The organism is Enterococcus sp. AZ089 (assembly GCF_050547225.1).
Taxonomy (GTDB): domain Bacteria; phylum Bacillota; class Bacilli; order Lactobacillales; family Enterococcaceae; genus Enterococcus_D; species Enterococcus_D entomosocium.
Genome location: NZ_CP172954.1, coordinates 123,305 through 147,680, shown reverse-complemented (window position 1 = coordinate 147,680; position 24,376 = coordinate 123,305). Strand labels below are relative to the sequence as shown.

The window sequence follows — 24,376 nt, the reverse complement described above, 5'->3', positions numbered from 1 at the left end:
TTTGCCCCTTTCAAATTCCTAATGAATCAAATATGTTTTCTAGTACACCGATTTCTGGAATCAAAAATAACGATGCCTCTAATGTTTCTTTGGCGTAGACGAACTCATTACGAATCACCATCACCTGCTCATCATACTGGGCCATCGCCAGATAGATGGAGCTGATCGCTGCGCCAAAGAAATCATAGCTGGCGCTTGGTAAAGACGCACTCAGCTGAGTTTCCAATAGTTGGCCGATCGCGATCAAAAAAGAATTGGTAAGAATGTTAGTCAACTCGTTGATGACCGATTGCTTCAATTCTTCAGACGGATCGATTTCTTGGATCATCAACTGACGCAATTTTGCGGCGGATTCATCCGTTAAGACAAACAAGAAGATCCCTCGAAACGCCCCTTCGATCTGGCTCATCACCACATGAACTTCTTTGTCTTCCGCCATGATCTGCTGATACAGGTCCTCATACGCTAGAATCTCGACTTCCGGTACCCGCATATCGATCGGTTGTTGGACGAGCTTTGATAAACTAGTCGCAGCGTGACCACCGCCGATATTGATCAGTTCTTTTAGGCCATCGATTTGCAGCGCTGTATAACTCATAGGCGGTCATCCTTTTTTTCCTGACAGATGGCATGAATGTCTAGGATCAATGCGATCGAGCCGTTGCCCATAATCGTTGCCCCTTGATAGCGATTCAGCTTTTGCAGCAATGGATCGATTTTCTTGATGACGATTTCTTGCTGGCCGATCAGCTCATCTGCCAAAATGCCGTGAAATTGCTGGTCATTGTTGACGATGATGGCGAATTTTTTCTCAGATGGATCGCCTTCGATCGCTAAGAGTTGATCGGTCCGAACCAAGGGAATCAACTCCTCTTGAAAACGATAGACCTCATCCGAGACCGTCTGGATGATCTCTTCTTCTTTGACCATCACCACGCGTTCGACGAGATTTAGTGGAATCGCAAAGGTTTCTGCTCCGACGCGAACCATCAACGCTTGAATGATCGACAGAGTCAATGGCAATTTGATCACAAACTGCGTGCCTTTATTTGGCTGGCTCTTCATTTCGATCGTGCCCCCTAGTTGGGTGATCTTCGATTGCACGGCATCCATCCCGACACCGCGCCCAGAAATGTTAGTCACTTCTTGCGCCGTTGAAAAACCAGGATGGAAAATCAGCTGCTGCAACGCTTCATCGGAAAGACCTTCCGTTGCTAAGCCTTTCTTTTCAGCACTTGCTTTGATTACTTGCGGATCAAGGCCTTTGCCATCATCCTCTAAAGTAATGATCACGCGATTGCCTTCTTGGTAGGCCGCCAAGCGAATCGTGCCCTTGCGCGGTTTGCCCAGTTTTTCCCGAACATCGGGTGCTTCGATGCCGTGATCGACAGAATTACGCAATAGATGGACCAGAGGTTCACTCAACTCAGAAACCACTGTTTTATCCAATTCCGTTTCTTCCCCAAAAATGACAAGTTCCATTTCCTTTTGCAGTTCATTGGATAAGTCCCGAACCATTCGCGGAAAGCGACTAAAGACGACATTGACTTGCTGCATGCGGATCCGTAAGACCAAATCTTGCAGCTCAGAGGTCAATCGTGAAACTTGCTCTAAGGGGTCTTTGACTGCTTCGATGTTTTCCCGCTCACTGACATCTTCTAATTGATTGCGATAGACCACCAATTCGGACACGAGATCCAAGAATGAATCTAAGCGATTCAAGTCGACTCGGATCGATTGATTTTGGGCGGACGCATGATGCGCGGGCGCCGGCGATTTTTCTTTCGTTTCTCTTGTCGCTTGCTGAAGAGCAGAAGTCTCTGACTCTGGGGTCGGCACTGGTTGAAGCAGCTCTTCTGTCTCCTCCAACACAGCAGCTGAAGGATCAAACGGTGCCACCACGAAGGCTTCGATCTCACTATTGCTGGCGATGTTTTGCTCGACATCAGCCAGTGTTTGCTGCGTCAAATACAGCAGTGAAAAATCTGATTCAAAGGTGCCTTCTTCGAGTGTTTGGGCATCTGGTTCTGTATAGAGAACATCCCCTGCTTGGCCAAGCTTTTCCATGATCAAGAAGGCACGAGCACCTTTTAACATGGATTGGGCATCTAAGCGAACAGCAATTTGGACCGCTTGATAGCCATCTCCAGCCGCTTGCTCGATCACATACAGATCAGAAGGATCGATCTGTTGAAGCTGTGGGGTTAACGCGCCCACTGCGGTGGGTTTTTGGTTTGCTTCTGTCTCGGTTGATATACCGCCAGAATGTTCCGTTTGGTCAAGTTCGGCCAATAAATCGGCAATTTGAGCTGGCTGCAGGTCACGTTCTTCCCGCAGATCCTCCACAAGTTCTGACAGACGATCTAGACATTTGAAAATCAATGAGATCGATTGCTGGGTCACTTGCAAGGTCCCTGTTTTAAATAACTCAAAAATATTTTCCATTTTATGGGTCAGCTGCGTCATGACGTCATAGCCCATCGTTGCCGCCATCCCTTTAAGGGTATGGGCAGAACGGAAAATATCATTCAGCAAGGCGCTATCTTTTGGATCGTTTTCCAATTGCAAGACATGATCATTCAACTGCGCTAAATGATCGTCTGTTTCTTCAAAGAAAAGGGTACGATAGACACTATTGTCATCCAAATGGGTCCCTCCTTTACAAAATTATACTTTTTGATAGATAAACGAATCGATTTTCTTGAGACCGAATTGTTCCGCAAAATTGATCGTTTCTGTCGCTCCCGTAAACAAAATGCCCCCTGGCACCAATGCATCGCTGAATTTTTGATAGACGGCATCCCGAGCATCACTTTTGAAATAAATCGTCACATTGCGGCAAACGATCACATCAAAAGGCCCATTGTACGGGTCTTTCAAAAGATCGTGTTGCTTAAAATGAACTCGCCGTTTGATTTCTGGTTTGATCTGAAACTGGTTCTTTTCTTTTGCATCAAAAAAACGGGTACGTTCTGCCGCTGAGACATTCCGCAATTCGTGGTCTCGATAGAGTCCTTGCTTGGCTTTTGCCAAAATTTGCGTATCGATATCAGTGGCCAAGACATTGGCTGCGGCAATTTGGTTTTTTTCTAGCAGCATGGCGATCGTATAGGGTTCTGCCCCAATCGAACATGCGGCACTCCAAATTTTTGGCAGCGTGGTTTTCGGGAGAACAATGGTTTTCAAGACGCGTTCAAAGGCGTCAAACAGTTCTTTGTTGCGATAAAATTCCGTTACGTTAATGGTGATATGGGCTAAAAAAGCCGCCCGCACCCCTTCATCTCCTTCGATCAACTGCTGGTATTCCCTCAACGTTTTTGCCCCGCTGTTTTCCATGATCGTAAGGATGCGGCGCTGCATTTGATTTTCTTTGTATGCGGCTAATGGAATCCCTAATCGGCGATCCACCCACGCATTAAATAAGGCAAATTCTTCTTCCATCTTCTTCACCTGACCATCTGTGCAATTTTTGCTTCAATGCCCTGCAACGGCAGGACTTCATCCACGACTCCTTGTTCAATGGCATACCGCGGCATCCCAAAGACTGTACACGTTTCTTTGTCTTGAACGATCGTATAGCCCCCAGCCGCTTGAATCTGTCGTAAGCCAGCGGTGCCGTCTTTTCCCATCCCCGTCAAAACGATTGCCGCTAGTTGCGGGCCATAGTAGTCAGCTGCTGAGGAAAAAAGATAATCGACGGTTGGCCGCGTCCCATGTCGTTTTTCTCGCTGGTCCAGTTGCAAGTGCCCTTGTTTGACCGTCATGTGGTAATCCCCTGGGCAAAGATACACTTGATTTTCGATCCGCATGCCATCGACTGCTTCTTGTACTCGGACGGTTGTCTCTGTGTCTAAGCGCTTTGCAAAGGAAGCCGTAAATCCCGCAGGCATATGCTGAACAATCAAAATGGGACAACGCAAACGCGCAGGCAAACGGCGGATTATCCCCAGCAAGGCACGCGGTCCGCCTGTTGAAGCACCAATGACTAGCGCATCAAGTGATACCGGCAAGCTGTTTTGCGTCAGCTTAGTGGGCTGGGCAATCGTTGGCATCAGGGTTTGAACCGTGCCGGCTTCATGATCCATCGCCAAAATTTTTTGATGAAATTCAGCGATCCATTCTTTTTCGATCATCGATAGACTGACCGGTTTTTCGACAAAATCTCGGGCGCCTAGCGCCAATGCCTCAATCGTGGTTTCTTGATTGGTTAATGAACTAAGCATGATGACGGGAATGGCTGATTGCTGCTTCATCCTCCGCAAGGTCTCTAATCCATTCATCACAGGCATCTCCACATCCATTACTACCAAATCGATCGCTTCTTTGGTCAGATAGTCCAATGCTTGTTTGCCATTGCGGGCAGCGACGGTCACTTCGATATCAGGCAGCTGATTCAATAAATCTGTCACTACTTTCCGCATGAATGCCGAATCATCGACGATCATTACTTTTTTCATATCCCTGTACTCCTTTTACAAATAAACGATTTCTTGTTTGACTTGCCGAACCATGGTCTTGAAATCCTGAAGATCTACGATCATCGTTCGACCAGCGCTGCCGCCAACATGTTTGGCTACGATCGGAATGTTTAGCCGAGCCAAGACTTCCTCGACGGCTTCAATATTGCGCTGACCAATGTTGCTGGCAGCGTTAAGCGTCTGGAACTGAAACATATTGGCGCCCCCAACGATTTTCGCTTGAAAGCGAGGCCGACGGATCTTTTGTTCCAGCTCAGCCACCATCGCTGGCAATGCCAAATCCGCAAACTTCTCGGGCTTGATTTCCCGCTTGTGCAAAAAAGGCTGACTATCTGGCAGCATAATATGACTCAAGCCGCCGATATGACTGGCTTCATCGTAAATGATCGTGCCGATGCAAGAACCTAAACCCACCGTGATCAAACGCGTTGGCGCTTGGGCGATCTTATACTCCGAGATCCCCACATGCAGTTCCTCATTCACGGTCATCATTGTCATCGTCATTGGCGGCTGCCAATTCCTCTGTCTGATAGGCGTCTAACTCAGCCGTCATCTCAGCGGCTTGTTCATAGCTAAAGAGAAACGGCAGCTCCAATGCCAGCACAAGTTCATCGTCTTTTTTCAGAAAGGCTTCGATATAGTTTTGCTTGAGTCCTGATGTATTTAGTTCCGCATTGCTAGGACTTTCAATTAGCGGTAAAATGCCGACGATCTCTTCCACGTATAGGCCGATCGCCTGCTCTTGCCAGTGACACAACAAGACCACATTTTGCCCAGTTTCCGGTGTAAATTCATCAAACAGCTTTTTGCGGATGTCAATGATCGGCACCATCGCCTCTTCAAAAGGCTGGATCCCCAGCACGAAATCTGCCACTTCTGGCAGCTGTGTAAAAGGAGCAGCCTCAATGACCCGTACCACATAGTCGATACGCAAGGCAAAGAGTTGTTGATGACTTTTAAATACAACGTATTGTTCCATTGGCGTCACTGCTCCTTTTAGAATTTAAAACTATCCACTTGGAATTTAAGGATAGTGGCGATCGTTTCGATCTCTTGCACATTCCGTTCAAAGTCTTCGATGACTAAGTGGAAGTCTTCTAAGTTTGCCGTTACTTCTTGGGTGCCGGCAGAGGTTTCCGAAACAGCAGCCGAAATGTTGCTGACGGAAACTTGAACCATGTCTTTTTTCTCAACGATCCCGTTAATATGGGCTTCCACGGCTTGAATACTTGAAACCAATTTTTCGACAATATCAGAGATCTCATTGGCTGACTCGATCGCTTTGTTGATATTGTTGGTTTGTTTTTCGCCGCTTTCAAAGGAATCCGTCACTGCAGAGACCACTTTTTCCGATTTTTTGCGGATCGTTTCAATGATCGAACGAATGCTTTTCGTTGATTGACTGCTTTGTTCCGCCAAGCTGCGGACTTCTTCCGCAACGATGGCAAACCCTCGGCCCGCTTCTCCAGCTCGAGCTGCTTCGATGGATGCATTCAATGCCAGTAAGTTGGTCTGATCAGAAATGTCATTGATCAGCTGAACGATCTTACCGATGCTTTGGACATCTTCGTTCATGTCGTTCATGCTTTCTACTAATTCTGCTTGGTTTTGCCGTTCGATCTCCCAGCTTTCAAATACATGGAACATCATTTCTGAATTGTGGACATTGCTGCTTTGGGATTGACCGACATAGCCGTTCATCAATTCGATCTCTTTGTGGATCTCTTCGATACTTAAGGCTAGCTCGTCCATATCAAAGGAGGTTTGTTCCGCTTCGGAGGCTTGTGAACTAGTGGCATCTGCGATGGCATTCATCGTCTGACGCACATTTTCAATTGAATTTTTGGCATTTTTTGAGGTTGTCGTTAGGCCGCCTACCATTTTTTCCATTCGGCTGCTTTCTTCGTGCATACCAACGATCACCGCTTTGAAGGTGTTTAAAACCCCTTGAAAACGATTTTGAACTTGCCCAAAAAGAGAAGTCTGGTCGCTGCTGCCGATCTCATCGATATGCGACAGATCGCCAGAACCGACTGCTTCTAGTTCTGTCAATAACGTATCCATGCCCGAATGGGTCTCTTTTTTTACCAAATAGGTCATTCCTACTAACACTGCGATTTCTAGCAGCAGTACGATTACTGAAAAAATAAAGAAACTTTTTGCTGCTTGTCCGTCTCCGTGGGTGCGGATCACGAAGAAATAGCATCCTAATAATACGATCAGGGTAAATCCTAGCGGAATCAACGCCGCCAAGCGGATTTTTTTGATGATAGCTTGTACCTTCTTCTTCATAACAGTATCCTTTCCTATGCAAAATGATCAGTCGTGCTGTTTATCAAGATTCGCTCTTCACTTGATAATCGTTGGGTCACTCCTTCTTTATCCGATTATGAAAACAATCTTCTAGTTCTTTAATCGGATCTTTTGCTAGAAAAGTTAAGCATCTTCACCAGACATATGTATCTTTTGGATCAGCAAAGCGCGTATAGCCGCCTTGATATTCATCACGAACCAAACGACCGTTTTGCAGCTCGACTACCCGATTACGGACCGTATTGACCATCGTGCTGTCGTGGGTCGCCAAGAGGATCGTGGCACCGACTTGATTGATCCGCAAGAGTAGTTTCATGACTTCAACGGCTGATTTCGCATCCAGATTGGCGGTGGGCTCATCGGCGATCAAGACTGCTGGCTCTGTGACGATCGCCCGCGCGATCGCTACTTTTTTGCGCTGTCCCACGGAAAGCTCTTCAGGATAGTGATCATTTTGAGGAAACATACCCACCAGTTGCAGTGCTTTGGCGGTTTTTTCCTGACGCAGCTTACGGGGAGTGCCTAGTACTTGCAGCGCATAGTCAACGTTTTTGGCAACCGTCAGATAAGGAAGCAAAAGGTCTTCTTGTCCGACGATACCGACTTGTCGTCGAATCATATAGAGATGGCGGTCTTTGAGTTGTTCCAACAAGACATTGCCGACTTGGATAGAACCGGCCGAAAGCTCTTCTTCTTTCAAGAGCAATTTGAATAATGTCGATTTGCCGGCACCACTGGGACCCACCACATAGATAAATTCTCCTTGAGGGATCGCAACAGAAATATCGGCCAATGCCAACGTACCATTGCTGAATTTTTTACTGACCTTGGTTAAGCGAATCATGTTCTTTCTCCTCTAATCTGTAAAACGATTGATCACGGACCACATCTCATCAGCAGTCTGCATGGCTTTCGTATTCAATCCATACGCACGCTGGGTCGTTAACAAGTCTGTCATGGACGTCGCTAGATCCACCGTCGACTGTTCTAACTGTCCTTGCAAGACGCTGCCAAAGGCTGCTGGATTGGTTTGCGAAGTAAGCAACGCTTGATCACCGGCACGGTACAGTTGGTTGCCCACTGGCGTGATGTTTTCTGTATTCGTCGGCTGATAAAGGGTCAGCTGCCCCAACACGCGAGTCTGACCATTTTCTTCCGTCGTCAGCTGACCGCTGGCATCTATTGCGATTTGCTGCGCATCTGGCCACTGAGGGGTTGGTACGTTTGTGGTCATTGCCACAGGGTACCCTTCACTATTGACTAATTGCTTGTTCTCACTTAAATGAAAATTGCCTGCTCGACTCAGCAGCAATTGACCAGTTTGGTCCCGGACCCCGAAAAAGCCGTTGCCTTGGATCGCGAGATCTAATGGCTGAGCGGTGCCCGCCAGATTGCCTTGGGCAAAACTGGTAGTCGTAGTCGCTTTTGCCCCCATTGACGCACCATATTGGGCGGCGTTGCCATTAAATAGCGTTTCTTCTGCACCGATGGCATTTTCCATCAATGCTTGAAAATGGGTCGTTTGTGCTTGATAGCCATTGGTATTGACGTTGGCGATGTTGTTGGCTGTCGTGTCTAAGTTTGTCTGCAAATGATTCAACCCAGAACGGCTGATTCCTAATAATCCACTGATATTCATTGACTCATCCTCAAATCTTTCCTAATTCGTTGACCGCTTTTTGCAATGTCTGATTCGTTGAACTCAAGGCTTTCTGATTGGCTTCAAATTCGCGAGAAGTCTGGATCATCGCCACCATTTCATCGGCAACCGCTACATTGGCTTGTTCTAAGGCACCTTGCTGGATCACGGGTGCATTCACAGTGGTTCCTGCTGCGTTGCTAGTCACGTAGTTTTGACCAGCTGTAGTCAATGCTTCTGGGGGGAATGTTTGGATCTGAAAGTTCGCTGGTCCTAAGGCGCTGACTGCTTGTCCATTGGCACCCAAGACAAGATAGCCTTCTTGTGTCACGTATTGATTCTGCTGATTGACGGTAAAGTCGCCATTTCTCGTATACAACCGCTGCCCCGCATTGTTTTGAACGACAAAGTAGCCTTCGGAAAGCAGTGCAAAATCGCTGGCTTGTCCCGTCTGTTTGACAGCACCTTGGTCTTGACTGATGGTACTGCCCGCCAATTGGGTCCCTAAAGACAATCCACCGATGTCACGGCGGGTATCCGCATTGGGCCCGCTTTGGTAATTATGCAATGCCACTTCGTCTAGCGCCGACTGGAATAAGGTTTTTGCTTGATACCCTGTTGTATTGACATTGGCAATATTGCCGCTCGTCGTCTCTTGTCGCTTTTGTAATAATGAAATGTTCCGTGATAAGACATCCAGTCCTCGAATCATGCCAGTTCCTCCTCAATCAATGTGCGCAATTTGGCAATCGTTTTGCCATGAATTTGTGAAACTCGCGGAATCGAGACTTCTAAGATTTCAGCGATTTCTTTTAACGTCAGTTCTTCGGTATAGTACAAACTTAAAATCAATTGTTCCCGTTCCCCTAATTTTTTGATGCACGCAACCAAAGCGGTGCGTTTTTCTTCGGCGACCAAGGTATCTTCGACATTTTCGGCAGGATCTCGAACCATATCTTTTAACGTCATGCCTTCTTCTTGGTAAGCAAACAAGGTATCTTCCAAAGAGACGCTGGCTAAGTAGTGCAGACTCTCATAAATATCCGCTAGTTGACTTTGGTTGATTCCCAGCTGTTTGCAGATCTCGGTGTCGGTCGCTTCTCTTTTGAGGCTTTGCTCCAACTCTTGCCGTGCTTGATAAAACTGATTGACTGCCGCCATTTTGTAACGGGAGATTTTGGCGTGCTTGCGTACTTCATCAATGATTGCCCCTTTGATACGAATCGCTGCATAGCTTTCAAAAGGAACTTTTTTTGAGGGATCGAATTTCCGCAAGGCATCCATCAGCCCAATCACCCCAATATTGTAGAGATCGCCTGATTCATAATCGGCGGTTTTGATAGACAGGCGCTGAACCACCCGTTCCACTAGCGGCAGATACTTGATGATCTCCGCTTCTCGATCGACTTCATACATCGGCGATGCCCCTTCCTAAGAAAATTCTGCTTAAATGTCAATACTGCCCACCGTTTCGATCGCAATTTCATTGGGAATCTCATTCAGAGAAAGAACGGCGATATCTGGAAAATTAAAAACGATCATTTTTTTGAATGCTAACCGGATCTTAGGCGATGCTAAAATGACGAAATTGATATTTTGAGCGATCGCTGCATGTTGGATCCCACTGATGGAATCCAACAGCTTGGTCACGGTATCTGGTTTTAAGACCGGGTACGAGCCAGTTGCGGTTTTTTGGATACTTTGAGCGATGATTTCTTCTAGTTTCGGCTGGATCACCGCCACTTGCAGCTCGTGGTTCTCATTGGCATACTTGGCAGCGATCGTCCGTTTCAATGCTTGGCGGACATATTCTGTCAAAACTTCTACGTCTTTCGTGACAACGCCGTAATCGGCTAAGGTTTCTAAGATCGTTGCTAAGTCATTGATGGGAATTTGCTCATCCAATAAATTTTGTAAAACTTTTTGGACCTCGCCGAGCCGCAAAATATCGGGGATCAATTCATCGATCACGACATTGTACTGTTCTTTGATGCCCTCCAATAATTTCTTGACTTCTTGGCGACCTAACAGCTCTGGTGCATGGGCATAGATGATTTCTTTTAAGTGTGTTGCGATCACGGTCAACGGCTCGATAATCGTAAACCCTTGCAGATCCGCCATCTCCTTATCGGATTCATCGATCCACATAGCATCCAGATGAAAGGCTGGTTCTTTTGTTGCGATTCCTTGAAAAGGAAACGGCTCTTCATTCGGACTGATCACCATGACTTTATTCGGGTAAATATCGCCGCGGCCGACTTCGTTGCCGCGGATCTTGATCACGTAATCATTGGCATCCAAGTAGAGGTTGTCGCGAATACGAACGGGACTGACTAAGATCCCTAATTCTCTAGCACTCTGTTTACGGATCGCCACGATGCGGTTCATCAAGCTGTTGTCGATCGAACTATCCACGATAGGGATCAGACCATAACCGATTTCCACTGAGATTGGTTCCACTTGGAAGGAAGCCACGGAATCGTCTTCTTCCTGTGCTTCTTTTTTGCGTTCCAGTGCCAGTTTTTGTTCCCATTGTTTTTGTTCCACTCGCTGCTTTTCTTCTTTTTGCGTCACCAGAAAGCTGGCTGCGAAAAGGCCTAAGCCAATCAACACAAAAGGCACAAAAGGAAACCCGGGAACTAAGGCTAAAACGAAGAGAATCGCCCCCACGATCCGAAACAGTTGGGGATTACGCATCACATCTGCCGCAATATCCAAACCAAAGGAACTATCGTTATCGGAACGAGTCACGATCACCCCAGAAGCAATCGAAATCAGTAAAGAGGGAATCGAGCTGACCAAGCCATCCCCGATCGCCAGTTTCCCGAATTGGGCGAAGGCTTCCATGACGGTCATTTGTCCGCCCATGGAGAAAATGATCGCCCCACCAACTAAATTGATGACAGTGATCAAGATCCCTGCGATCGCATCTCCTTTGACAAACTTGCTGGCACCATCCATCGAACCAAAGAAATCAGCTTCTCGCTGCAGATCTTTTCGTCGTTTGCGGGCATCCGCTTCTGTGATCAAACCGGCATTTAGGTCGGAATCGATCGCCATTTGCTTGCCGGGCATCGCATCCAATGTGAATCGAGCAGTCACCTCTGAGACACGCCCTGCACCATTGGTCACGACGACTAGCTGAACGACCATGATGATCACGAACAAAATGATCCCCACGATATAATTGCTGCCGGCAACGACATTGGCAAAGGCATCGATCACGTGTCCGCCATTTCCTTGGGTCAAGATCAAACGAGTGGAAGATAGGTTCAAACCTAAACGAAACATCGTTGTGATCAGCAGCAAAGTTGGAAACGTAGTGAATTCCAACACTGATTTGGTAAACAGGGTGATCAGTAAAATGTTGATCGCAATCGTCAAATTGATAATGATCAAAATATCTAATAATGCACTCGGTAATGGAATAATAATCAAACCAATAATAGCTAGGACGATCACCGAGATTAAGATATCCGCCAGACCAATGCCTTTTTTCGGTTTTGAGGCAGCCTCATTCATTTTTGTTCCTCCTGTTTCCTTAAATCTTGCCGCGTTGGCTTTCTTCTAACTGATAGACCAAAGCGATGATTTCGGCAATGGCTTCATACATTTCAACAGGGATCAGATCCCCGGGTTCTACTTGACGATAAAGGGCCCGTGCCACTTCACGGTTTTCGATCTGTGGGATATTTTCTTTCAGGGCTTCTGCTTTCATCCGCTGCGCCAGCTGATCTGCCCCTTTGGCCAAGACCCGAGGCACCCCTTCACTGCTGGCATCGTAACGAATCGCAATGGCGAAGTGGGTCGGATTGGTGATCAAAACCGTCGCTTCTTTGACGTTGGCGATGGCATTTTGGGTCATCGCACGGTACTTCGCTTTGCGCTGTGCTTTGACTTGCGGATCACCTTCCATTTGCTTGAACTCTTCTTTGACTTCCTGCTTGCTCATCATCAAGTTCTTACGATGGCTATAGCGCTGGTAGCCGTAGTCGACTACGGCTAAAATGATCAAGAAAATCGAGATCTGTAAAAACAATTCTTTGGCCCGCAGCAGCATGAACAGGATCGTTTTTTCCAACCCCACTTCACTCAAACCCAGTAAAACAGGGACGGCGGCTAAAAATTGTTGATAGCACAAGTAGACGATCACGCCGAATTTCGCCAATGTTTTGCCTAAATTCATCAACGAGCGCAAACTGAATTGCTGCTTGATCCCGCTGATGGGGTTCAGCTTTTTAAAATCTGGTTTAATGGCCTTGCCGGAAAACAACAGACCGACTTGGGCATAATTCGTGATAAGCCCGACTCCGAGCGCAACCAGAAAGACGGGCGCACACAACAAAAGCAGCAGCAAGATACTCTGCACCCCCAGTTTTGGCAGATCCGCCAAACTGGTTTGATAATCAGCCAGCTGCGCCAAACTTTGGGAAAAATAAGGCAAAAAAGAAGCGGCGAAAAACTGCCATAAAGACAGGATCAAAAATGAGAAGACCAGCAGCGAAACAGCAGCTGCTAATTCCTGGGTCTTAGGTACCTCCCCGCGTTTGCGGGCATCCCGCAGCCGCTTGGCACTGGGTAGCTCGGTTTTGCCATCTTTTTCTGCCATCTTCTCACCTCCTGCTGGTTGCCTGTTACTTTATTGAAAGGACTCGATAAACTCCTGCAAGTAGCGGACCGTATCTGGCAAGTGTTTGCCTAAGTACGAAAGGACATTGGGTAATAGCAAGAGAAACACCACAAAACTGATGGCAGTTTTCATCGAGAGACTCATCATCAAAATATTGATCTGGGGGATCGAACGAGAGATCACACCTAGCACGAGGTCCACCAACAGTAGTGCAATGATCATTGGTGCCGCAAGATTGACTGCCATCACCATCATTTGGCTGAAAAGTTTGACGATGCCTTCAACCGTCGTGCCTTGGATCACCACAGAGCCTAAGGGCACGATCCGAAAAGACAACAGCAGTGCTGTGATCAGTCGATGATGCAGATCAAGACCAAAAAACACAGCGATCGTCAGCCAATAGTACGTTTTGCCATACTGGGAAGAGGCGATTTGCAACGTCGGATCATAGGCTTGCGCCATCGAAAAGCCTACTTGAAAGTCGATCAATTGGCCCGCAATTTCCACACCGGTAAAGACCATCTGGCTCAAATAGCCCATCGCCATCCCAAACAGTACTTCTTTGATGACGAAAACCGTCAGCATAAAGAGGGAAAGCTCGGGAATTGCAGGTGCCGTCGGCAGACATAGGACCGTCAACGCCATGCCGATCACGATTTTTGCCAGTGACGGAAAATTTTGCTGTGAGAAGATCGGACAAAGGACGACAAACGCCAATATTCGACAAAAAATCAACACCGTCGCTTGAATCGTCGCCATCAGGTTTCCTCCTTACATTGCCGCAATCATTTTGAAGATCATTTCGGTAAAATTCAACAAGAGATTCAGCATAAAATTCCCCGCCAAGATCAAGGTCAAAAAAATCGCTAATAGTTTCGGCACAAAGCTCAACGTTTGTTCTTGGATTTGGGTAGTGGCTTGAAAAATACTGATCACCAATCCAACGAGCATGCCGACCAATAAGGCAGGGCCAGATATCGCTAAAATTCGAAGAAAGGCTTCCCTTAGCACATCAAGTACCATTTCTACTGTCATTTCCTCTTGGCTCCTTTCTTAGCGGCTATTGAAAGCTCTTGATCAGCGACTCCACGATCAGATACCAGCCATCCACTAAAACAAAAAGTAAGATCTTGAAGGGCAGTGAGATCATGATCGGCGACAGCATCATCATCCCCATCGACATCAAGATACTAGAGACGACCAGATCAATGATCAAAAAGGGGATAAAAATCAAAAAGCCGATACTGAAAGCCGTTCGTAACTCACTGATAATAAACGCCGGTACCATAACGGTCAGAGGAACATCGTCAGAAGAATGATACTTTTCGGTCTCCCCATCAGCTTCCGCAAACAAGGCAATGTCTTTTTCCCGTGTCTGTACCATCATAAAGGCCTTGATCCGTTTTTCTGAGCGGTCAAAGGCTTCGGCTTGGCTGATCTCTTGTCGATCAAACGGTTCGATCGCTTGCTGATAGACGTCGGTATACACAGGTTTCATAATAAAAAATGTCAAGAATAAGGCCAACCCGATCAACACTTGATTGGGCGGGTTTTGCTGTGTACCTAACGAACTGCGCACAAAGGATAAAACCATGATGATACGAGTAAAAGAAGTCATCATGATCAGCAAGACTGGTAAAAGGGAAAGCAGCGTCAGCAACAAGAAAGTATTGATCGTATCACTTGAGCCATTCCCATTCGACAATAAATTGTTGATGGTGGAACTGACGTCTTCCGTGTCTAACGCAAACGCTGTCTGCGGAAGCATCAGACTGCTGAAAAGGACCGCAGCCATGATCTTGATATCTCTGCCTTTGATCTTCATTTTTGCTTGCCTCGTTTTCCAGCAATTTCCGCCTTGGCTTTGTTTAGCCATTCAGAAAAATCTTTGCCAGCTTGCACTTGGGTGCTTTCTAGGCTTTGCTGTAAAAAAGCGGCCGTTTCTTCTTGCGTCAACTCTTTGATGATCTGATTTTGCTGTTCAGAAAAGCTCATGACGTAACATTTGTCCATGATTTGGACGATCCCGATCGAAGACGACTTGCTGACGGCGATTTTTTGCAAAATACGCAACTGGTGATTGTGCTGGTTCGTGTAACGATTCAAATATTTCAAACTAATGTTGATCAAATAAAGAATAAGCAGCAAAAACCCAATCATTTTGACCAGCGATAAAAATGTTTCCATCAACATGCCTCTTTCTATTGGATCACTAAATCCGTCACATAAACATCCTTGGCGATTTCTGATCCGTATTCCTGATTAATTGTTTCTTTCAATGCTTTTTTTAAATTCGGTACACTTTCGGCGGAGCTCAAAATACCGCTGGCCTTTTGTTGGCGCAATAAGTTTACGACGCTGTCACGAATGACAGCCACATTTTTCGTGGCTTCCGCACTTTTTTCCTCATCCGCCACTAAAATCGATAAATTGACCTTCATGTATTGCTGCTCTTGGTTGTCTTCTTTTGCCAGATTGACTAAAAATTCATCCAACGCCACGATCGCTTCGTCTGAGGAGATTTTGCTGCTGTCTTTTGCTGTTTCAGCAGCTGCTGTTTTTTCCCCCGTCAAAAAGTGATTCGTCACTAAGGTTCCGCCGATACTGCCGCCGACTACCACGATCAAGAGGATCGGCAGTAAAACAACCATGCTCAAGCCTTTTTTCTCTTTTTCTGCTTTTGGTACTTTTTCTTCTTTTGCCATCTTTCCCACCCTTACGTTTTCACTTGGTTCGAATGGATCACCGTATGATACTCGATCACCCGCTGCGCAACTTCTTGCGCAGCTTCCGTCACCACTAAGGTTTTGCCGTCTGTCAGTGTGATCAATGTATCCGGCATTTCTTCGATCCGATAAATCAATGTTGGATTTAAATAGAATGGCTTGCCATTCAATGCGGTCACTAGAATCATGGTCAAACTCCTCTCAATGATGAAGCGTCACGTTCTTAACGTTTTAGATTCAATAATTCTTGCAGCATTTCATCAGAAGTCGTAATACTTCTTGAATTTGCTTGATAGGCACGGCTCGCAATGATCATTTCGGTAAATTCTGTCGAAAGATCGACATTCGACATTTCCAAGGCACCTGCTTGCAGCGTTCCCGCTCCATTATTGCCGGGGCCTGCAACGATCGCATTTCCTGAGTTGCTGGTTTGGATATAGTTGTTGCCGCCGACTTTTTCTAAGCCTTCTGGGTTATTGAAGGTTGCGACACCGACTTTTCCCATCACAAAGGTTTGATTGCCGTATTTTGCCAACACTAAGCCATTGGCATCGATTGCCATGGAGTTATAGGTCAAGGTTTCCCCATTGACGGTCAGTGTGCTTGGAATCGACAAGGGAGCTACCGCACCTTGTCCGCTCAATGCCGTGTTTTCATCAAAGTTGTCATCATAGACAACTGGTTGACCGCCATTGACTGAACGACCTAAGACTTGCATCCCATCACTATTGGTCAAGGTTCCGTTGCTGTCGCGAACAAATGCGCCATCTCGTGTGTAATAGGTTTCGCCATTTGCTCCTGGTCCTTGTACCATAAAGTAGCCTTGTCCGCTGATATAAAAATCCATGCTGCGGCCAGTCGATTGCGGGGCACCGACTGTATTGATGGTATCGATGGAGCCCGTCTGAACCCCTAAACCGATCTGCGTTGCATTGATCCCGCCTAAGCCGTTGCCTGGTGCAGTTGCGTTAGACATCGTTTGGCTCATCATGTCTTGGAAAAGGACTCGACTTGATTTGAACCCAACCGTATTGACGTTGGCGATATTATTTGAAACCACGTCCATTTTCGTTTGAAGATTTTTCATTCCACTGACACCTGAATATAATGATCGTAACATGCTTATTTTCCTCCTTATGGTTGGCGTATTTTCCTCTGTCATTCAGAAAATACTTGCAGCCCCTTTTCAGTCCAGCTGCTATTTGATAAATGTGGCGCTGTCAATATTGGTGACGGTGTGAAGCTCATTCATCCCCATCGCCGTAATGATGGTTCGTGAATGGACATCGGCGATCAAGCCCATATCTTTGTAAACAAGCAGTGATTCTTTGCTGCCTTTTTCCGCTAGCTCGCTAAGCGCCGTTGAAAGGGATTGGTAATCATCGTCTTGTAAGGTCAATTCCCTTGCGGTCAAACGCTTTTGCGCATGGTGCGAGACTTTGATGTCATTTTGTTTTTGTTCAAGCATTGAAGAGAAGGCTTGTTTGTCCACGGCTTTGCGGGGATTTTGATAAGGCTCCCCGGCAACTTTTTGCAGCCCCTGTTGAATCGTCAAACTCATTTTGCTTCGCCGCCAATCTCTTGGATCGCACTCATACTGTATTCTTTGCCATTTACGACGATCGTGGCGTAGCCATTGGCAAAGCGGACCTTTTCGATGGTTCCTGACAATGTTTCTGTGCCGTCCATCAGAGTGACTTGTTTATTGATCAAGCTAAAAGCTTGCTGCTGTTGCTGTAAAATCACCGAGGTCGTCAACGTTTCGCTCAATTCATTCAAGCTCTCTAAGGTCGTAAATTGAACCAGTTGCGAGATATAGTCGGTGCTACCACCACCAGAAGAATCGCTGCCTCCCATCGATGGGTTGCTCATAGATGCTGCTAAGATCTTCAAAAAATCATCCATGGAGATATCTGAAGATTTTTTTGTTTGCGTTAATGCCGATGTATTGGCAATGCCGGCCGCAGCTGCTGTAATTTCATCTGCCATAGGTCTCCTCCTTTACACTAAAATACTGATCCCATGATCGATCGGTGCTAATTGCTGCTCTTCTTCAACCGTATTGCTTTGATGAAATGGCTTTTTGCTTTGTCCTTTTTGAGCCTGTAAAAAACGCTGTTGGTTTAACTGACTGTCACTTGCCATCATACTGCCGGCAAAGGATTGATTTGACAGCGGACCAGCCTGCTGGACAGAAGCTAACGTAGGTTCTTTGATTGCTAGGATCGGCTGCTCTTGCTTTTGCAAAACTTGCTCTAGCTCATGCTTGATGGACAGCAATAATTCTTTGGCTTGCGGCTGCTGAACGGTCAGTTCTAAGCGGCTGCCTTGGGCATTCGTTTCTAGAGAAAGCTGGATCGTGCCTAATTTCTCGGGAACGAATTGCAACGTGATTTTTTTCTCGCTTGACGTGCTGCTCGTTTGGACGAGTTGGGCAGTCGCTTTTGCTAAGGGCAGAGCCGCTTGCTCCATACTCGCTTTTGTTGGCGCTAGTCCTTGCTTGCTCAAAAGGGGAGAAACATCAAGCAGTTGCAGTGCTGGTGTCGCCATTTCATTGTCGGTTACTGCCGAAAAAGCAATGGCTTGTGCAGAAACAGCTTCCGTATTTTTGGCGACTGTTTCCTTCGTGCTTTGCAAGGTGCTAGTCGTATCCGTCGCTTGGTGGGTCACTGGCGACACTTGATCCAATGGTCCCGTTTGGCCCAATTGAGCGGTCCCTTCGGTGGACTGTTTCAGCTGTGCTTCTGTCGTCTGCGCAATCGCGGCTTTTGTTACTGAATCGATTTCCTTGAAAGTCGCGATCCCTTTTGCCGTGGACTGCTCTTCGCCTACTAAGTCTTCTGGCAAAGGCGTTTCAAGCGTTGGTGCTGCGGCTTCACTTCTGTCATTTGTCATCAAATCCAGACCTTCAAGCGTAGACTCGGAGGGGTCGATGACTGTGGTGGCTACGTCTATTGGTGCTAAAGCTGCTGTGGCGCTTGTTTGGTTCTGCTCCGTCGTTACCATTGATGCCTGTGCCGCTTCCTGAACCAAGCCTGCAAAAGGTGTCTGGCTGATCTGGCTCATTTCTGGCGCTTGCGTCGTTGCAGATTGTTCAGCTGCTGAAGTGATTTCTGACTCCTGCGGCAGATGTTCCATACTGCTGGCCGTACCCATTTCTGGTGCGGCGGCGATTTGCTCCGTCATCCCTGATGTTTCGATAGGGGCTGGCAGGTTGCTGCCTGCTTGAACTGTCAGCTGTCGCATCATCAAACTGAAGACCTCTGGTGACGCCTCCATCTTTTTTGATTTGCTACCGACAGGTACAGCGGTTGCGGCACTTGTTGTGATCTCTTTCATTGTTCACCTCCTCTCAGCTGATGCTTTAAAACCAAGGTCATCTCATCACTAAAACATTAGTTCTTTAAGAAAATAAGGCGCGATTGCCGAACTCATCCAATTGTTTTTGCTCTTCCAATTGCTGTTCATAGGTGTATTCAGCAAATTGTTTTTCTCGCAGTTTTTCCACGATCTTGCGTTCCTGCTGCGCTTCTACCACTACCGATAAAGACTCTGCCAATTCTTGCTTCACGTGAAACATTTTGTTCTGAACCTCATCGATGGTGGCATTCAAAGCAAGCAAATAGCGTTGCTGCACTTGCATCCGCCCAATGGTCATTTCATTGACATCAAAAAGCTGGGCTTTTTCCTGTGCCAGCGTGTTCAGGTGCTGTTCTTGCTGAATCAACAATTGCTGTTTTTGGGCGTACGCTCGTTTGGCTTCTTGCTCAATGGTTTTTCGGTGATCCAATACTTTTTCTAAGGAAAAGTGAAATGCTTGCATGTTTGCTCCTTTATGATCTGTTTTACATGGTCGAACGCTGGCGCTCGATCAGCGCTTCTTCACTGAACAAATGCGCCAATTCAAAAATCGTTTGTTCAAATGGGATCCGCTCATCCACTTTTTGCTGTAAAAACCTTAGGATGGGGTGATGCAACGCGATCGCTTGGTCGGTCAACGCATTACTGCCGCTTTTGTAAGCACCGATATCGATCAAATCCTTGGCCTCTGCATAAACGGCCATGTTTTCTTTTAGTTCCCCCGCATGTTCATGCTGTTCCTCAGAAACGAGGGTCTTCATCAAACGGCTGAGGCTGTTTTGAATATCGATGGCAGGATAATGGTTTTGAGCGGCGATTTTCCGTGACAACAGAATATGACCGTCAAGAATCCCACGCACCGCATCAGCGATCGGTTCATTCATGTCATCACCTTCTACCAAGACGGTATAAAAGGCAGTGATCGAGCCTTTGTCAGACATCCCACTGCGCTCTAACAACTTCGGTAAAGCTGTAAACACAGAAGGGGTATAGCCTTTGGTCGTCGGTGGTTCACCTGTCGATAAACCGATCTCCCGCTGCGCCATCGCAAAACGGGTCACCGAATCCATCATCAATACGACTTTCTTGCCTTGATCGCGGTAATACTCAGCGATCGCCGTTGCCACATGAGCCCCTTTTAGTCGTACAAGGGGTGGCATATCGGAGGTAGCACAGACAACGACCGACTTGCGGTAGCCTTCTGGGCCTAGATCATTTTCAATAAATTCTTTGACTTCTCGTCCTCGCTCGCCGATCAAGCCGATTACGATGACATCTGCTTCGCAATAACGAGCCAGCATCCCCAATAAGGTACTCTTACCGACCCCACTGCCAGCAAAAATGCCGATCCGTTGGCCAAGGCCGACGGTCAAGAGACCATCGATCGCCCGGACACCTGTCGGCATGATCTCAGCGATTTTTTGACGACGAAAGGGGTCAGGAGAATCTTGACTAACTGGATATTCTGACGCAGTTTCCAGATCCAGCGCCATATCTAACGGTCGCCCTAGTCCATCTAAGGTGTGCCCTAGTAGCGTATCATCGATTTTTACCGTCAACGATTTGCCAGTTGGCCGCACCAAACAGCCCGGTCCGATGCCTTCTAGCTGATCAAGGGGCATCAGGAGCACGGTTTTTTTCACAAAGCCCACGACTTCGGCTAAAGCTGTATGTGTCTTGTTTTGCAGTGCGACTTCACAAATTTCTCCTACGAAAACTGACAACCCTTCGACTTTGATCAGCAGACCTACGACTTCGCTGACTTTGCCGTAAGTGGTAAAGAACGGCTGTGCTTGCGCTGTTTTGCGCAGCGCTGTGATCGGTAATTCAAACGTCATTCCTTCACACTGCTTTCTAAAAATTGGCTCAAAAAGCGAGCGATTTCTTCCCTCAGTTCAAAAACCACCAAGGCATTTTCAGATTCGATACAAAAATCGTGTTCCGCCAAGCCGTCATCTGCCATGAGTAAATAGCGAAACCCGCTGATCGTCTGTTTTTTGGTTTCCAACAATTCTCGCAACCCTGCAAGGTGCTGCTCTTGGCTGCGAATAGTCACAAATTGATCGGGTTGTTCAAATTGCCATAGCACAGACTCCACAAAAGGCAGGAAGCCTGCTTGCTCGTCTGTAAAACGTTGATTGATCAAGGCTTCGGCGATTGCCGTGCCGTAAGCGATCATTTCTTGCTTTTTCTCTGAGCGAAAGGTGTTGATTTCAGAAACGGCTTCAGCGACATTGGCTTGGGCTTGTGTCATCAATGCTTGCGCGGCTTCTTTGCTGGCATTGAGTCCTTCTTGATAGCCTTGTTGAAAGCCGTCTGCTTGTCCTGCTTGAAAGCCTTCCGTTCTCGCTTCTGCTAGAATTTGCGTCGCTTGCGCTTGTGCATCGGTCAAGATTTGCTGTTTCAAGGCTTCCATTTGCTGCAGATGCCGTTCCTGCTCCAACTGGCGTGCACGTCTAGCCGCTTGCAGTTCTGGGTCTAAGCTCGGTTTCTCAATCGGCGCTTTGATGGTCGTATCCGTCAAAATACTGCGAGCAGCTTCAGTCGTTTTGACCGCCTGCTGCTTCAATAAACTGCTATTTGACCACTGCATCTTGGTCGCCCCTTCCGATGTAGATCTCACCGGTTTCATCTAGCCGTCGAATCACAGCCACCACACTTTGTTGGGCTTCTTCTACAGCAGACAAGCGGGTAGGACCCATAAATTGAATTTCTTCTTGCAGATTTTCCACCGCCCGTGATGAGAGGTTGGAGAAAATAAAGTTCTTGATGTCGTCGGTCGTGCCTTTAAGCGCTAAGACTAAGACATCGTTTTGAACATCTCGCAAGACTTTTTGAACATCCAAGCGATCGAGGGTCACGATATCCTCGAAAGTAAACAAGCTTGATTTCACTTCGTTGGATAGTTCCGGTTGCCGCTTTTCCAAGTCGTTCAAAATGTTCTTTTCAGTACTGCGGCTGACTGAGTTCAAGATTTCTACCAGTGTATGCACACCACCGACATTTTCCGTATCGTTCTCAATGTAATTCGAGAATTTGTTCTCGATCACTTTTTCAATCCGTTCGATCACCAAAGGCGACGTACTGGAGATCGTCCCGATCCGTTCAGCGATCTCCACTTGCAAATGATCGGGAAACTGTGACAAGACGCTGGCCGCTTTGTCCGGCTGCATGTAGCACAAAATCAACGCTACCGTTTGTGGATGTTCGCCGATCAACAGATTGGTCAACTGTTGAACATCGGCTTTGCGAGCGATATTAAAGGGCCGTTCCCGCAGCTGAATCTGAGTCAATACGTCAATGACTTCTTTGGCTTTTTGAGGGCCTAATGCTTGGTTCAGCAAATTTTTGGCATAATCGATCCCGCCGTCTAAGACATATTTGCGGGCCGTTGCGGTATGAGAAAATTCCTCCAACACTTGATCCCGCTCTTCGGGACTGACAAAGTCGATGTTGGCGATCTCATAGCTCACTTTTTGTATAAATGATTCTGGCAGCAGCTTCATGATCTTTGCAGAGGTATCTGATCCTAGAGAAATCAGAAGAATCGCTGCTTTTTTTACCCCGTCTATTGTATCCATGGCTGCCCCCTTATTTTTCTTTCATCCAAGCTTTGATCAATTCCGCCGCTACTTCAGGATTGCTTTCGGCATAATTTCTAGCCGTTTGATCCAATGTTGGTTCTCCTGTATGTTCTGCTGTGGCTTCTTGTGTGGATGCTTCTGGCACCGCTGGTTTCGTTTCAGCAGACCGGTTACCGACACCGCCAAAAACGACTTCTTGTGCAACCGGGTTACTCGCTCCGATGCTAGCAGCGGATGGTTGTGCAAAAGTGACCATTTCATCCGTCACATCCACTTCCAACTCGTCTTCTTTGCGTCGGCGTCGGATCACGCCAACGATCATTAAGATCACCAAGAACAAGGTCAACACGATACCGCCGATGATGGCATACTTGACATAACCTTTGGCAGCTGCAATCTGTTCATTCCCTTGAGGATCAGCGGCTGGATCAACCTCTGCTTGGGCAAAGTCAAACCCTTGGATCGCAATTTGATCGCCACGATCATTGTCATAGCCGACGGCGCTAGCAATCAACTGCTGCAATTCTGCTTGATCCGCTTGCGAAAGGTTCGCATTGATCACGATTGAGCTGGTCATTCGTTCGATCATGCCAGGAGCCGTAATGGTCGTAGTGGTCTCGGTATCCAATTCATTTTCAACGGAGCGACTGTAGGAATTGTTCCCCTCTCCGTCCGTGCCCGTCACATTGGAGACATTGTCATCCACAGTCCCTGTTTGGGCTTCTTGGACGGTCCCTTGCGAACCAGCAGCCTGCACTGTTTCACTCTTGATCTCTGGGTCATCATAAGTGACTTTCTTCCGCTCGATCGAATCAAAATTCAAGTCTAAATTGATCGACACTTGGAATTTGTCTGCACCATAGATCGGTGTCAGCAACTTCGCTACTTTTTCTTCTAGCGTTTTTTCATAGGAATCTTTGATGGCAATGTATTTATTGTTTAAGCCACTTAATTGACTGGCTTCATCTTCGGTTCTAGTCAACGTATTGCCCGCGCTATCAACGACTTTTACATTTTCAGGCTTCAGCTTTTCCACTGCGCCGGAAGTCAAGGTAACGATCCCTTGCATGGACTCGTCTGAGATTTGCTGATTTTTCAAGGACAACACGATAGAGGCCGTCGGCGCACTTTCCTCCGAAGAAAAGACACTTTCTTCTGGCATCACGAGTAAAACTTTGGCGGATTTGACCGCATCGATCGACTCGATTGCTCGCTGTAGTTCGCCCGTTACTGCCCGCTGATACATGATTTTGCGGTCTTCATCCGTTGTCATCATGTTGGCATCATCAAATAATTCAAAGCCTGTACTGGTATTTGGTAACTTATTGTCCACGGCAAGATTGATGCGGTATTCATCGACTTGGTCCTTATCGATCAAAATAGTCGTCCCATTGTCGGCTAATTTGTAGGCGATCTGCTGTTCATCCAAATCCTTGCTGATCGTTCCCGCATCGGCATCGCTTAGATCCGTAAACAAGATACCGTATTCAATTCGCGTATTTAAATAATAAACAGCTGCTGTGATTCCGAGAACGCTGATAACGGAAAGAACAACGATCATTTTCTTTAAAGAGCTTTGCATTTGCCAACGGTCTTTGAGTTGTTCTGTCCATTCTTTCACTTTATCCATCATTTATTCTTATTCC

28 protein-coding genes are annotated in these 24,376 nt (G+C 46.9%); all 28 read right to left on the bottom strand.

Annotated elements, in window-relative coordinates; genetic code table 11:
* Nucleotides 1-10: 10 nt before the first annotated feature.
* The 28 genes from IGJ01_RS00690 to fliF all read right to left on the bottom strand — a co-directional run bounded on the left by IGJ01_RS00690 (nt 11) and on the right by fliF (nt 24,360).
* The gene (locus IGJ01_RS00690; protein WP_008376598.1) at nt 11-598 is read right to left on the bottom strand and encodes a chemotaxis protein CheC; all 588 of its coding nucleotides are present in this window, start codon (nt 596-598) and stop codon (nt 11-13) included.
* Complete coding sequence (locus tag IGJ01_RS00685; RefSeq protein WP_430601297.1) at nt 595-2,646, bottom strand: chemotaxis protein CheW; 2,052 nt, start codon at nt 2,644-2,646, stop codon at nt 595-597. The genes IGJ01_RS00690 and IGJ01_RS00685 overlap by 4 nt, the downstream gene beginning before the upstream one ends.
* Nucleotides 2,647-2,667: 21 nt before the next feature.
* On the bottom strand, nt 2,668-3,441 hold the full coding sequence (locus IGJ01_RS00680; RefSeq protein ID WP_034878173.1) for a CheR family methyltransferase: 774 nt from the start codon (nt 3,439-3,441) through the stop codon (nt 2,668-2,670).
* A 5-nt stretch (nt 3,442-3,446) separates the two neighbouring features.
* A complete protein-coding gene (gene cheB, locus IGJ01_RS00675) occupies nt 3,447-4,457 on the bottom strand; it encodes a chemotaxis-specific protein-glutamate methyltransferase CheB (protein ID WP_151195379.1) in 1,011 nt (336 codons plus the stop codon).
* Between the two features lie 15 nt (nt 4,458-4,472).
* Entirely contained in the window at nt 4,473-4,982 is a 510-nt protein-coding gene (locus tag IGJ01_RS00670; RefSeq protein ID WP_005226629.1) for a chemotaxis protein CheD, read from the bottom strand.
* Complete coding sequence (locus IGJ01_RS00665) at nt 4,954-5,457, bottom strand: chemotaxis protein CheW (protein WP_061053559.1); 504 nt, start codon at nt 5,455-5,457, stop codon at nt 4,954-4,956. The genes IGJ01_RS00670 and IGJ01_RS00665 overlap by 29 nt, the downstream gene beginning before the upstream one ends.
* A gap of 17 nt (nt 5,458-5,474) precedes the next feature.
* Nucleotides 5,475-6,770 carry a methyl-accepting chemotaxis protein gene (locus IGJ01_RS00660; protein ID WP_430601296.1) on the bottom strand — a complete coding sequence of 432 codons (1,296 nt, stop codon included), beginning with the start codon at nt 6,768-6,770 and terminating at the stop codon, nt 5,475-5,477.
* Between the two features lie 154 nt (nt 6,771-6,924).
* Complete coding sequence (locus tag IGJ01_RS00655) at nt 6,925-7,635, bottom strand: cell division ATP-binding protein FtsE (RefSeq protein ID WP_430601295.1); 711 nt, start codon at nt 7,633-7,635, stop codon at nt 6,925-6,927.
* A gap of 12 nt (nt 7,636-7,647) precedes the next feature.
* The gene (locus IGJ01_RS00650) at nt 7,648-8,430 is read right to left on the bottom strand and encodes a flagellar hook-basal body protein (protein WP_005226625.1); all 783 of its coding nucleotides are present in this window, start codon (nt 8,428-8,430) and stop codon (nt 7,648-7,650) included.
* A 10-nt stretch (nt 8,431-8,440) separates the two neighbouring features.
* Complete coding sequence (locus IGJ01_RS00645; protein WP_061053556.1) at nt 8,441-9,142, bottom strand: flagellar hook-basal body protein; 702 nt, start codon at nt 9,140-9,142, stop codon at nt 8,441-8,443.
* Entirely contained in the window at nt 9,139-9,846 is a 708-nt protein-coding gene (locus tag IGJ01_RS00640) for a sigma-70 family RNA polymerase sigma factor (protein ID WP_015508736.1), read from the bottom strand. Before IGJ01_RS00640 ends, IGJ01_RS00645 begins: the two co-directional genes overlap by 4 nt.
* A gap of 30 nt (nt 9,847-9,876) precedes the next feature.
* Nucleotides 9,877-11,952: a flagellar biosynthesis protein FlhA gene (flhA, locus tag IGJ01_RS00635; RefSeq protein ID WP_005232779.1), complete on the bottom strand. Its 2,076-nt coding sequence runs from the start codon at nt 11,950-11,952 to the stop codon at nt 9,877-9,879.
* Nucleotides 11,953-11,971: 19 nt separating this feature from the next.
* Nucleotides 11,972-13,039 carry an EscU/YscU/HrcU family type III secretion system export apparatus switch protein gene (locus IGJ01_RS00630; RefSeq protein ID WP_005232780.1) on the bottom strand — a complete coding sequence of 356 codons (1,068 nt, stop codon included), beginning with the start codon at nt 13,037-13,039 and terminating at the stop codon, nt 11,972-11,974.
* Between the two features lie 30 nt (nt 13,040-13,069).
* A complete protein-coding gene (gene fliR, locus IGJ01_RS00625) occupies nt 13,070-13,819 on the bottom strand; it encodes a flagellar biosynthetic protein FliR (RefSeq protein ID WP_430601294.1) in 750 nt (249 codons plus the stop codon).
* A 12-nt stretch (nt 13,820-13,831) separates the two neighbouring features.
* A complete protein-coding gene (fliQ, locus tag IGJ01_RS00620; protein WP_005232782.1) occupies nt 13,832-14,095 on the bottom strand; it encodes a flagellar biosynthesis protein FliQ in 264 nt (87 codons plus the stop codon).
* 25 nt (nt 14,096-14,120) lie between these two features.
* Entirely contained in the window at nt 14,121-14,885 is a 765-nt protein-coding gene (gene fliP / locus IGJ01_RS00615) for a flagellar type III secretion system pore protein FliP (RefSeq protein WP_005232783.1), read from the bottom strand.
* Nucleotides 14,882-15,247, bottom strand: a complete 366-nt coding sequence (locus tag IGJ01_RS00610) for a flagellar biosynthetic protein FliO (protein WP_008376622.1) — start codon at nt 15,245-15,247, stop codon at nt 14,882-14,884. Before IGJ01_RS00610 ends, fliP begins: the two co-directional genes overlap by 4 nt.
* Before the next feature lie 14 nt (nt 15,248-15,261).
* The gene (locus IGJ01_RS00605) at nt 15,262-15,765 is read right to left on the bottom strand and encodes a flagellar basal body-associated FliL family protein (RefSeq protein WP_005232785.1); all 504 of its coding nucleotides are present in this window, start codon (nt 15,763-15,765) and stop codon (nt 15,262-15,264) included.
* Between the two features lie 11 nt (nt 15,766-15,776).
* A complete protein-coding gene (locus IGJ01_RS00600; RefSeq protein ID WP_005226609.1) occupies nt 15,777-15,974 on the bottom strand; it encodes a flagellar FlbD family protein in 198 nt (65 codons plus the stop codon).
* A gap of 35 nt (nt 15,975-16,009) precedes the next feature.
* The gene (locus IGJ01_RS00595) at nt 16,010-16,906 is read right to left on the bottom strand and encodes a flagellar hook-basal body complex protein (RefSeq protein ID WP_194195022.1); all 897 of its coding nucleotides are present in this window, start codon (nt 16,904-16,906) and stop codon (nt 16,010-16,012) included.
* A 78-nt stretch (nt 16,907-16,984) separates the two neighbouring features.
* Nucleotides 16,985-17,347 carry a hypothetical protein gene (locus tag IGJ01_RS00590; protein ID WP_005232787.1) on the bottom strand — a complete coding sequence of 121 codons (363 nt, stop codon included), beginning with the start codon at nt 17,345-17,347 and terminating at the stop codon, nt 16,985-16,987.
* Nucleotides 17,344-17,775, bottom strand: coding sequence for a flagellar hook capping FlgD N-terminal domain-containing protein (locus IGJ01_RS00585; RefSeq protein WP_003129052.1), 432 nt, complete (start codon nt 17,773-17,775; stop codon nt 17,344-17,346). Before IGJ01_RS00585 ends, IGJ01_RS00590 begins: the two co-directional genes overlap by 4 nt.
* 12 nt (nt 17,776-17,787) lie before the next feature.
* A complete protein-coding gene (locus IGJ01_RS00580) occupies nt 17,788-19,125 on the bottom strand; it encodes a flagellar hook-length control protein FliK (RefSeq protein WP_430601293.1) in 1,338 nt (445 codons plus the stop codon).
* 64 nt (nt 19,126-19,189) lie between these two features.
* Nucleotides 19,190-19,609: a flagellar export protein FliJ gene (gene fliJ / locus IGJ01_RS00575; protein ID WP_005232789.1), complete on the bottom strand. Its 420-nt coding sequence runs from the start codon at nt 19,607-19,609 to the stop codon at nt 19,190-19,192.
* Between the two features lie 22 nt (nt 19,610-19,631).
* The gene (gene fliI, locus IGJ01_RS00570; protein WP_244732837.1) at nt 19,632-20,984 is read right to left on the bottom strand and encodes a flagellar protein export ATPase FliI; all 1,353 of its coding nucleotides are present in this window, start codon (nt 20,982-20,984) and stop codon (nt 19,632-19,634) included.
* Nucleotides 20,981-21,739: a hypothetical protein gene (locus tag IGJ01_RS00565; protein ID WP_008376626.1), complete on the bottom strand. Its 759-nt coding sequence runs from the start codon at nt 21,737-21,739 to the stop codon at nt 20,981-20,983. The genes fliI and IGJ01_RS00565 overlap by 4 nt, the downstream gene beginning before the upstream one ends.
* Entirely contained in the window at nt 21,723-22,727 is a 1,005-nt protein-coding gene (gene fliG / locus IGJ01_RS00560) for a flagellar motor switch protein FliG (protein WP_005226586.1), read from the bottom strand. The genes IGJ01_RS00565 and fliG overlap by 17 nt, the downstream gene beginning before the upstream one ends.
* A gap of 10 nt (nt 22,728-22,737) precedes the next feature.
* Nucleotides 22,738-24,360 carry a flagellar basal-body MS-ring/collar protein FliF gene (fliF, locus tag IGJ01_RS00555; protein ID WP_430601622.1) on the bottom strand — a complete coding sequence of 541 codons (1,623 nt, stop codon included), beginning with the start codon at nt 24,358-24,360 and terminating at the stop codon, nt 22,738-22,740.
* Between the last annotated feature and the right edge of the window lie 16 nt (nt 24,361-24,376).

Excerpts from the sequence above, each read along its gene's own strand:
- IGJ01_RS00690 (WP_008376598.1), bottom strand. The coding sequence starts at position 598 with ATGAGTTATACAGCGCTGCAAATCGATGGCCTAAAAGAACTGATCAAT.
- IGJ01_RS00680 (WP_034878173.1), bottom strand. The coding sequence starts at position 3,441 with ATGGAAGAAGAATTTGCCTTATTTAATGCGTGGGTGGATCGCCGATTA.
- cheB (WP_151195379.1), bottom strand. The coding sequence starts at position 4,457 with ATGAAAAAAGTAATGATCGTCGATGATTCGGCATTCATGCGGAAAGTA.
- IGJ01_RS00670 (WP_005226629.1), bottom strand. The coding sequence starts at position 4,982 with ATGACGATGACAATGATGACCGTGAATGAGGAACTGCATGTGGGGATC.
- IGJ01_RS00665 (WP_061053559.1), bottom strand. The coding sequence starts at position 5,457 with ATGGAACAATACGTTGTATTTAAAAGTCATCAACAACTCTTTGCCTTG.
- IGJ01_RS00660 (WP_430601296.1), bottom strand. The coding sequence starts at position 6,770 with ATGAAGAAGAAGGTACAAGCTATCATCAAAAAAATCCGCTTGGCGGCG.
- IGJ01_RS00655 (WP_430601295.1), bottom strand. The coding sequence starts at position 7,635 with ATGATTCGCTTAACCAAGGTCAGTAAAAAATTCAGCAATGGTACGTTG.
- IGJ01_RS00650 (WP_005226625.1), bottom strand. The coding sequence starts at position 8,430 with ATGAATATCAGTGGATTATTAGGAATCAGCCGTTCTGGGTTGAATCAT.
- IGJ01_RS00645 (WP_061053556.1), bottom strand. The coding sequence starts at position 9,142 with ATGATTCGAGGACTGGATGTCTTATCACGGAACATTTCATTATTACAA.
- IGJ01_RS00640 (WP_015508736.1), bottom strand. The coding sequence starts at position 9,846 with ATGTATGAAGTCGATCGAGAAGCGGAGATCATCAAGTATCTGCCGCTA.
- flhA (WP_005232779.1), bottom strand. The coding sequence starts at position 11,952 with ATGAATGAGGCTGCCTCAAAACCGAAAAAAGGCATTGGTCTGGCGGAT.
- IGJ01_RS00630 (WP_005232780.1), bottom strand. The coding sequence starts at position 13,039 with ATGGCAGAAAAAGATGGCAAAACCGAGCTACCCAGTGCCAAGCGGCTG.
- fliR (WP_430601294.1), bottom strand. The coding sequence starts at position 13,819 with ATGGCGACGATTCAAGCGACGGTGTTGATTTTTTGTCGAATATTGGCG.
- fliQ (WP_005232782.1), bottom strand. The coding sequence starts at position 14,095 with ATGACAGTAGAAATGGTACTTGATGTGCTAAGGGAAGCCTTTCTTCGA.
- fliP (WP_005232783.1), bottom strand. The coding sequence starts at position 14,885 with ATGAAGATCAAAGGCAGAGATATCAAGATCATGGCTGCGGTCCTTTTC.
- IGJ01_RS00610 (WP_008376622.1), bottom strand. The coding sequence starts at position 15,247 with ATGGAAACATTTTTATCGCTGGTCAAAATGATTGGGTTTTTGCTGCTT.
- IGJ01_RS00605 (WP_005232785.1), bottom strand. The coding sequence starts at position 15,765 with ATGGCAAAAGAAGAAAAAGTACCAAAAGCAGAAAAAGAGAAAAAAGGC.
- IGJ01_RS00600 (WP_005226609.1), bottom strand. The coding sequence starts at position 15,974 with ATGATTCTAGTGACCGCATTGAATGGCAAGCCATTCTATTTAAATCCA.
- IGJ01_RS00595 (WP_194195022.1), bottom strand. The coding sequence starts at position 16,906 with ATGTTACGATCATTATATTCAGGTGTCAGTGGAATGAAAAATCTTCAA.
- IGJ01_RS00590 (WP_005232787.1), bottom strand. The coding sequence starts at position 17,347 with ATGAGTTTGACGATTCAACAGGGGCTGCAAAAAGTTGCCGGGGAGCCT.
- IGJ01_RS00585 (WP_003129052.1), bottom strand. The coding sequence starts at position 17,775 with ATGGCAGATGAAATTACAGCAGCTGCGGCCGGCATTGCCAATACATCG.
- IGJ01_RS00580 (WP_430601293.1), bottom strand. The coding sequence starts at position 19,125 with ATGAAAGAGATCACAACAAGTGCCGCAACCGCTGTACCTGTCGGTAGC.
- fliJ (WP_005232789.1), bottom strand. The coding sequence starts at position 19,609 with ATGCAAGCATTTCACTTTTCCTTAGAAAAAGTATTGGATCACCGAAAA.
- fliI (WP_244732837.1), bottom strand. The coding sequence starts at position 20,984 with ATGACGTTTGAATTACCGATCACAGCGCTGCGCAAAACAGCGCAAGCA.
- IGJ01_RS00565 (WP_008376626.1), bottom strand. The coding sequence starts at position 21,739 with ATGCAGTGGTCAAATAGCAGTTTATTGAAGCAGCAGGCGGTCAAAACG.
- fliG (WP_005226586.1), bottom strand. The coding sequence starts at position 22,727 with ATGGATACAATAGACGGGGTAAAAAAAGCAGCGATTCTTCTGATTTCT.
- fliF (WP_430601622.1), bottom strand. The coding sequence starts at position 24,360 with ATGGATAAAGTGAAAGAATGGACAGAACAACTCAAAGACCGTTGGCAA.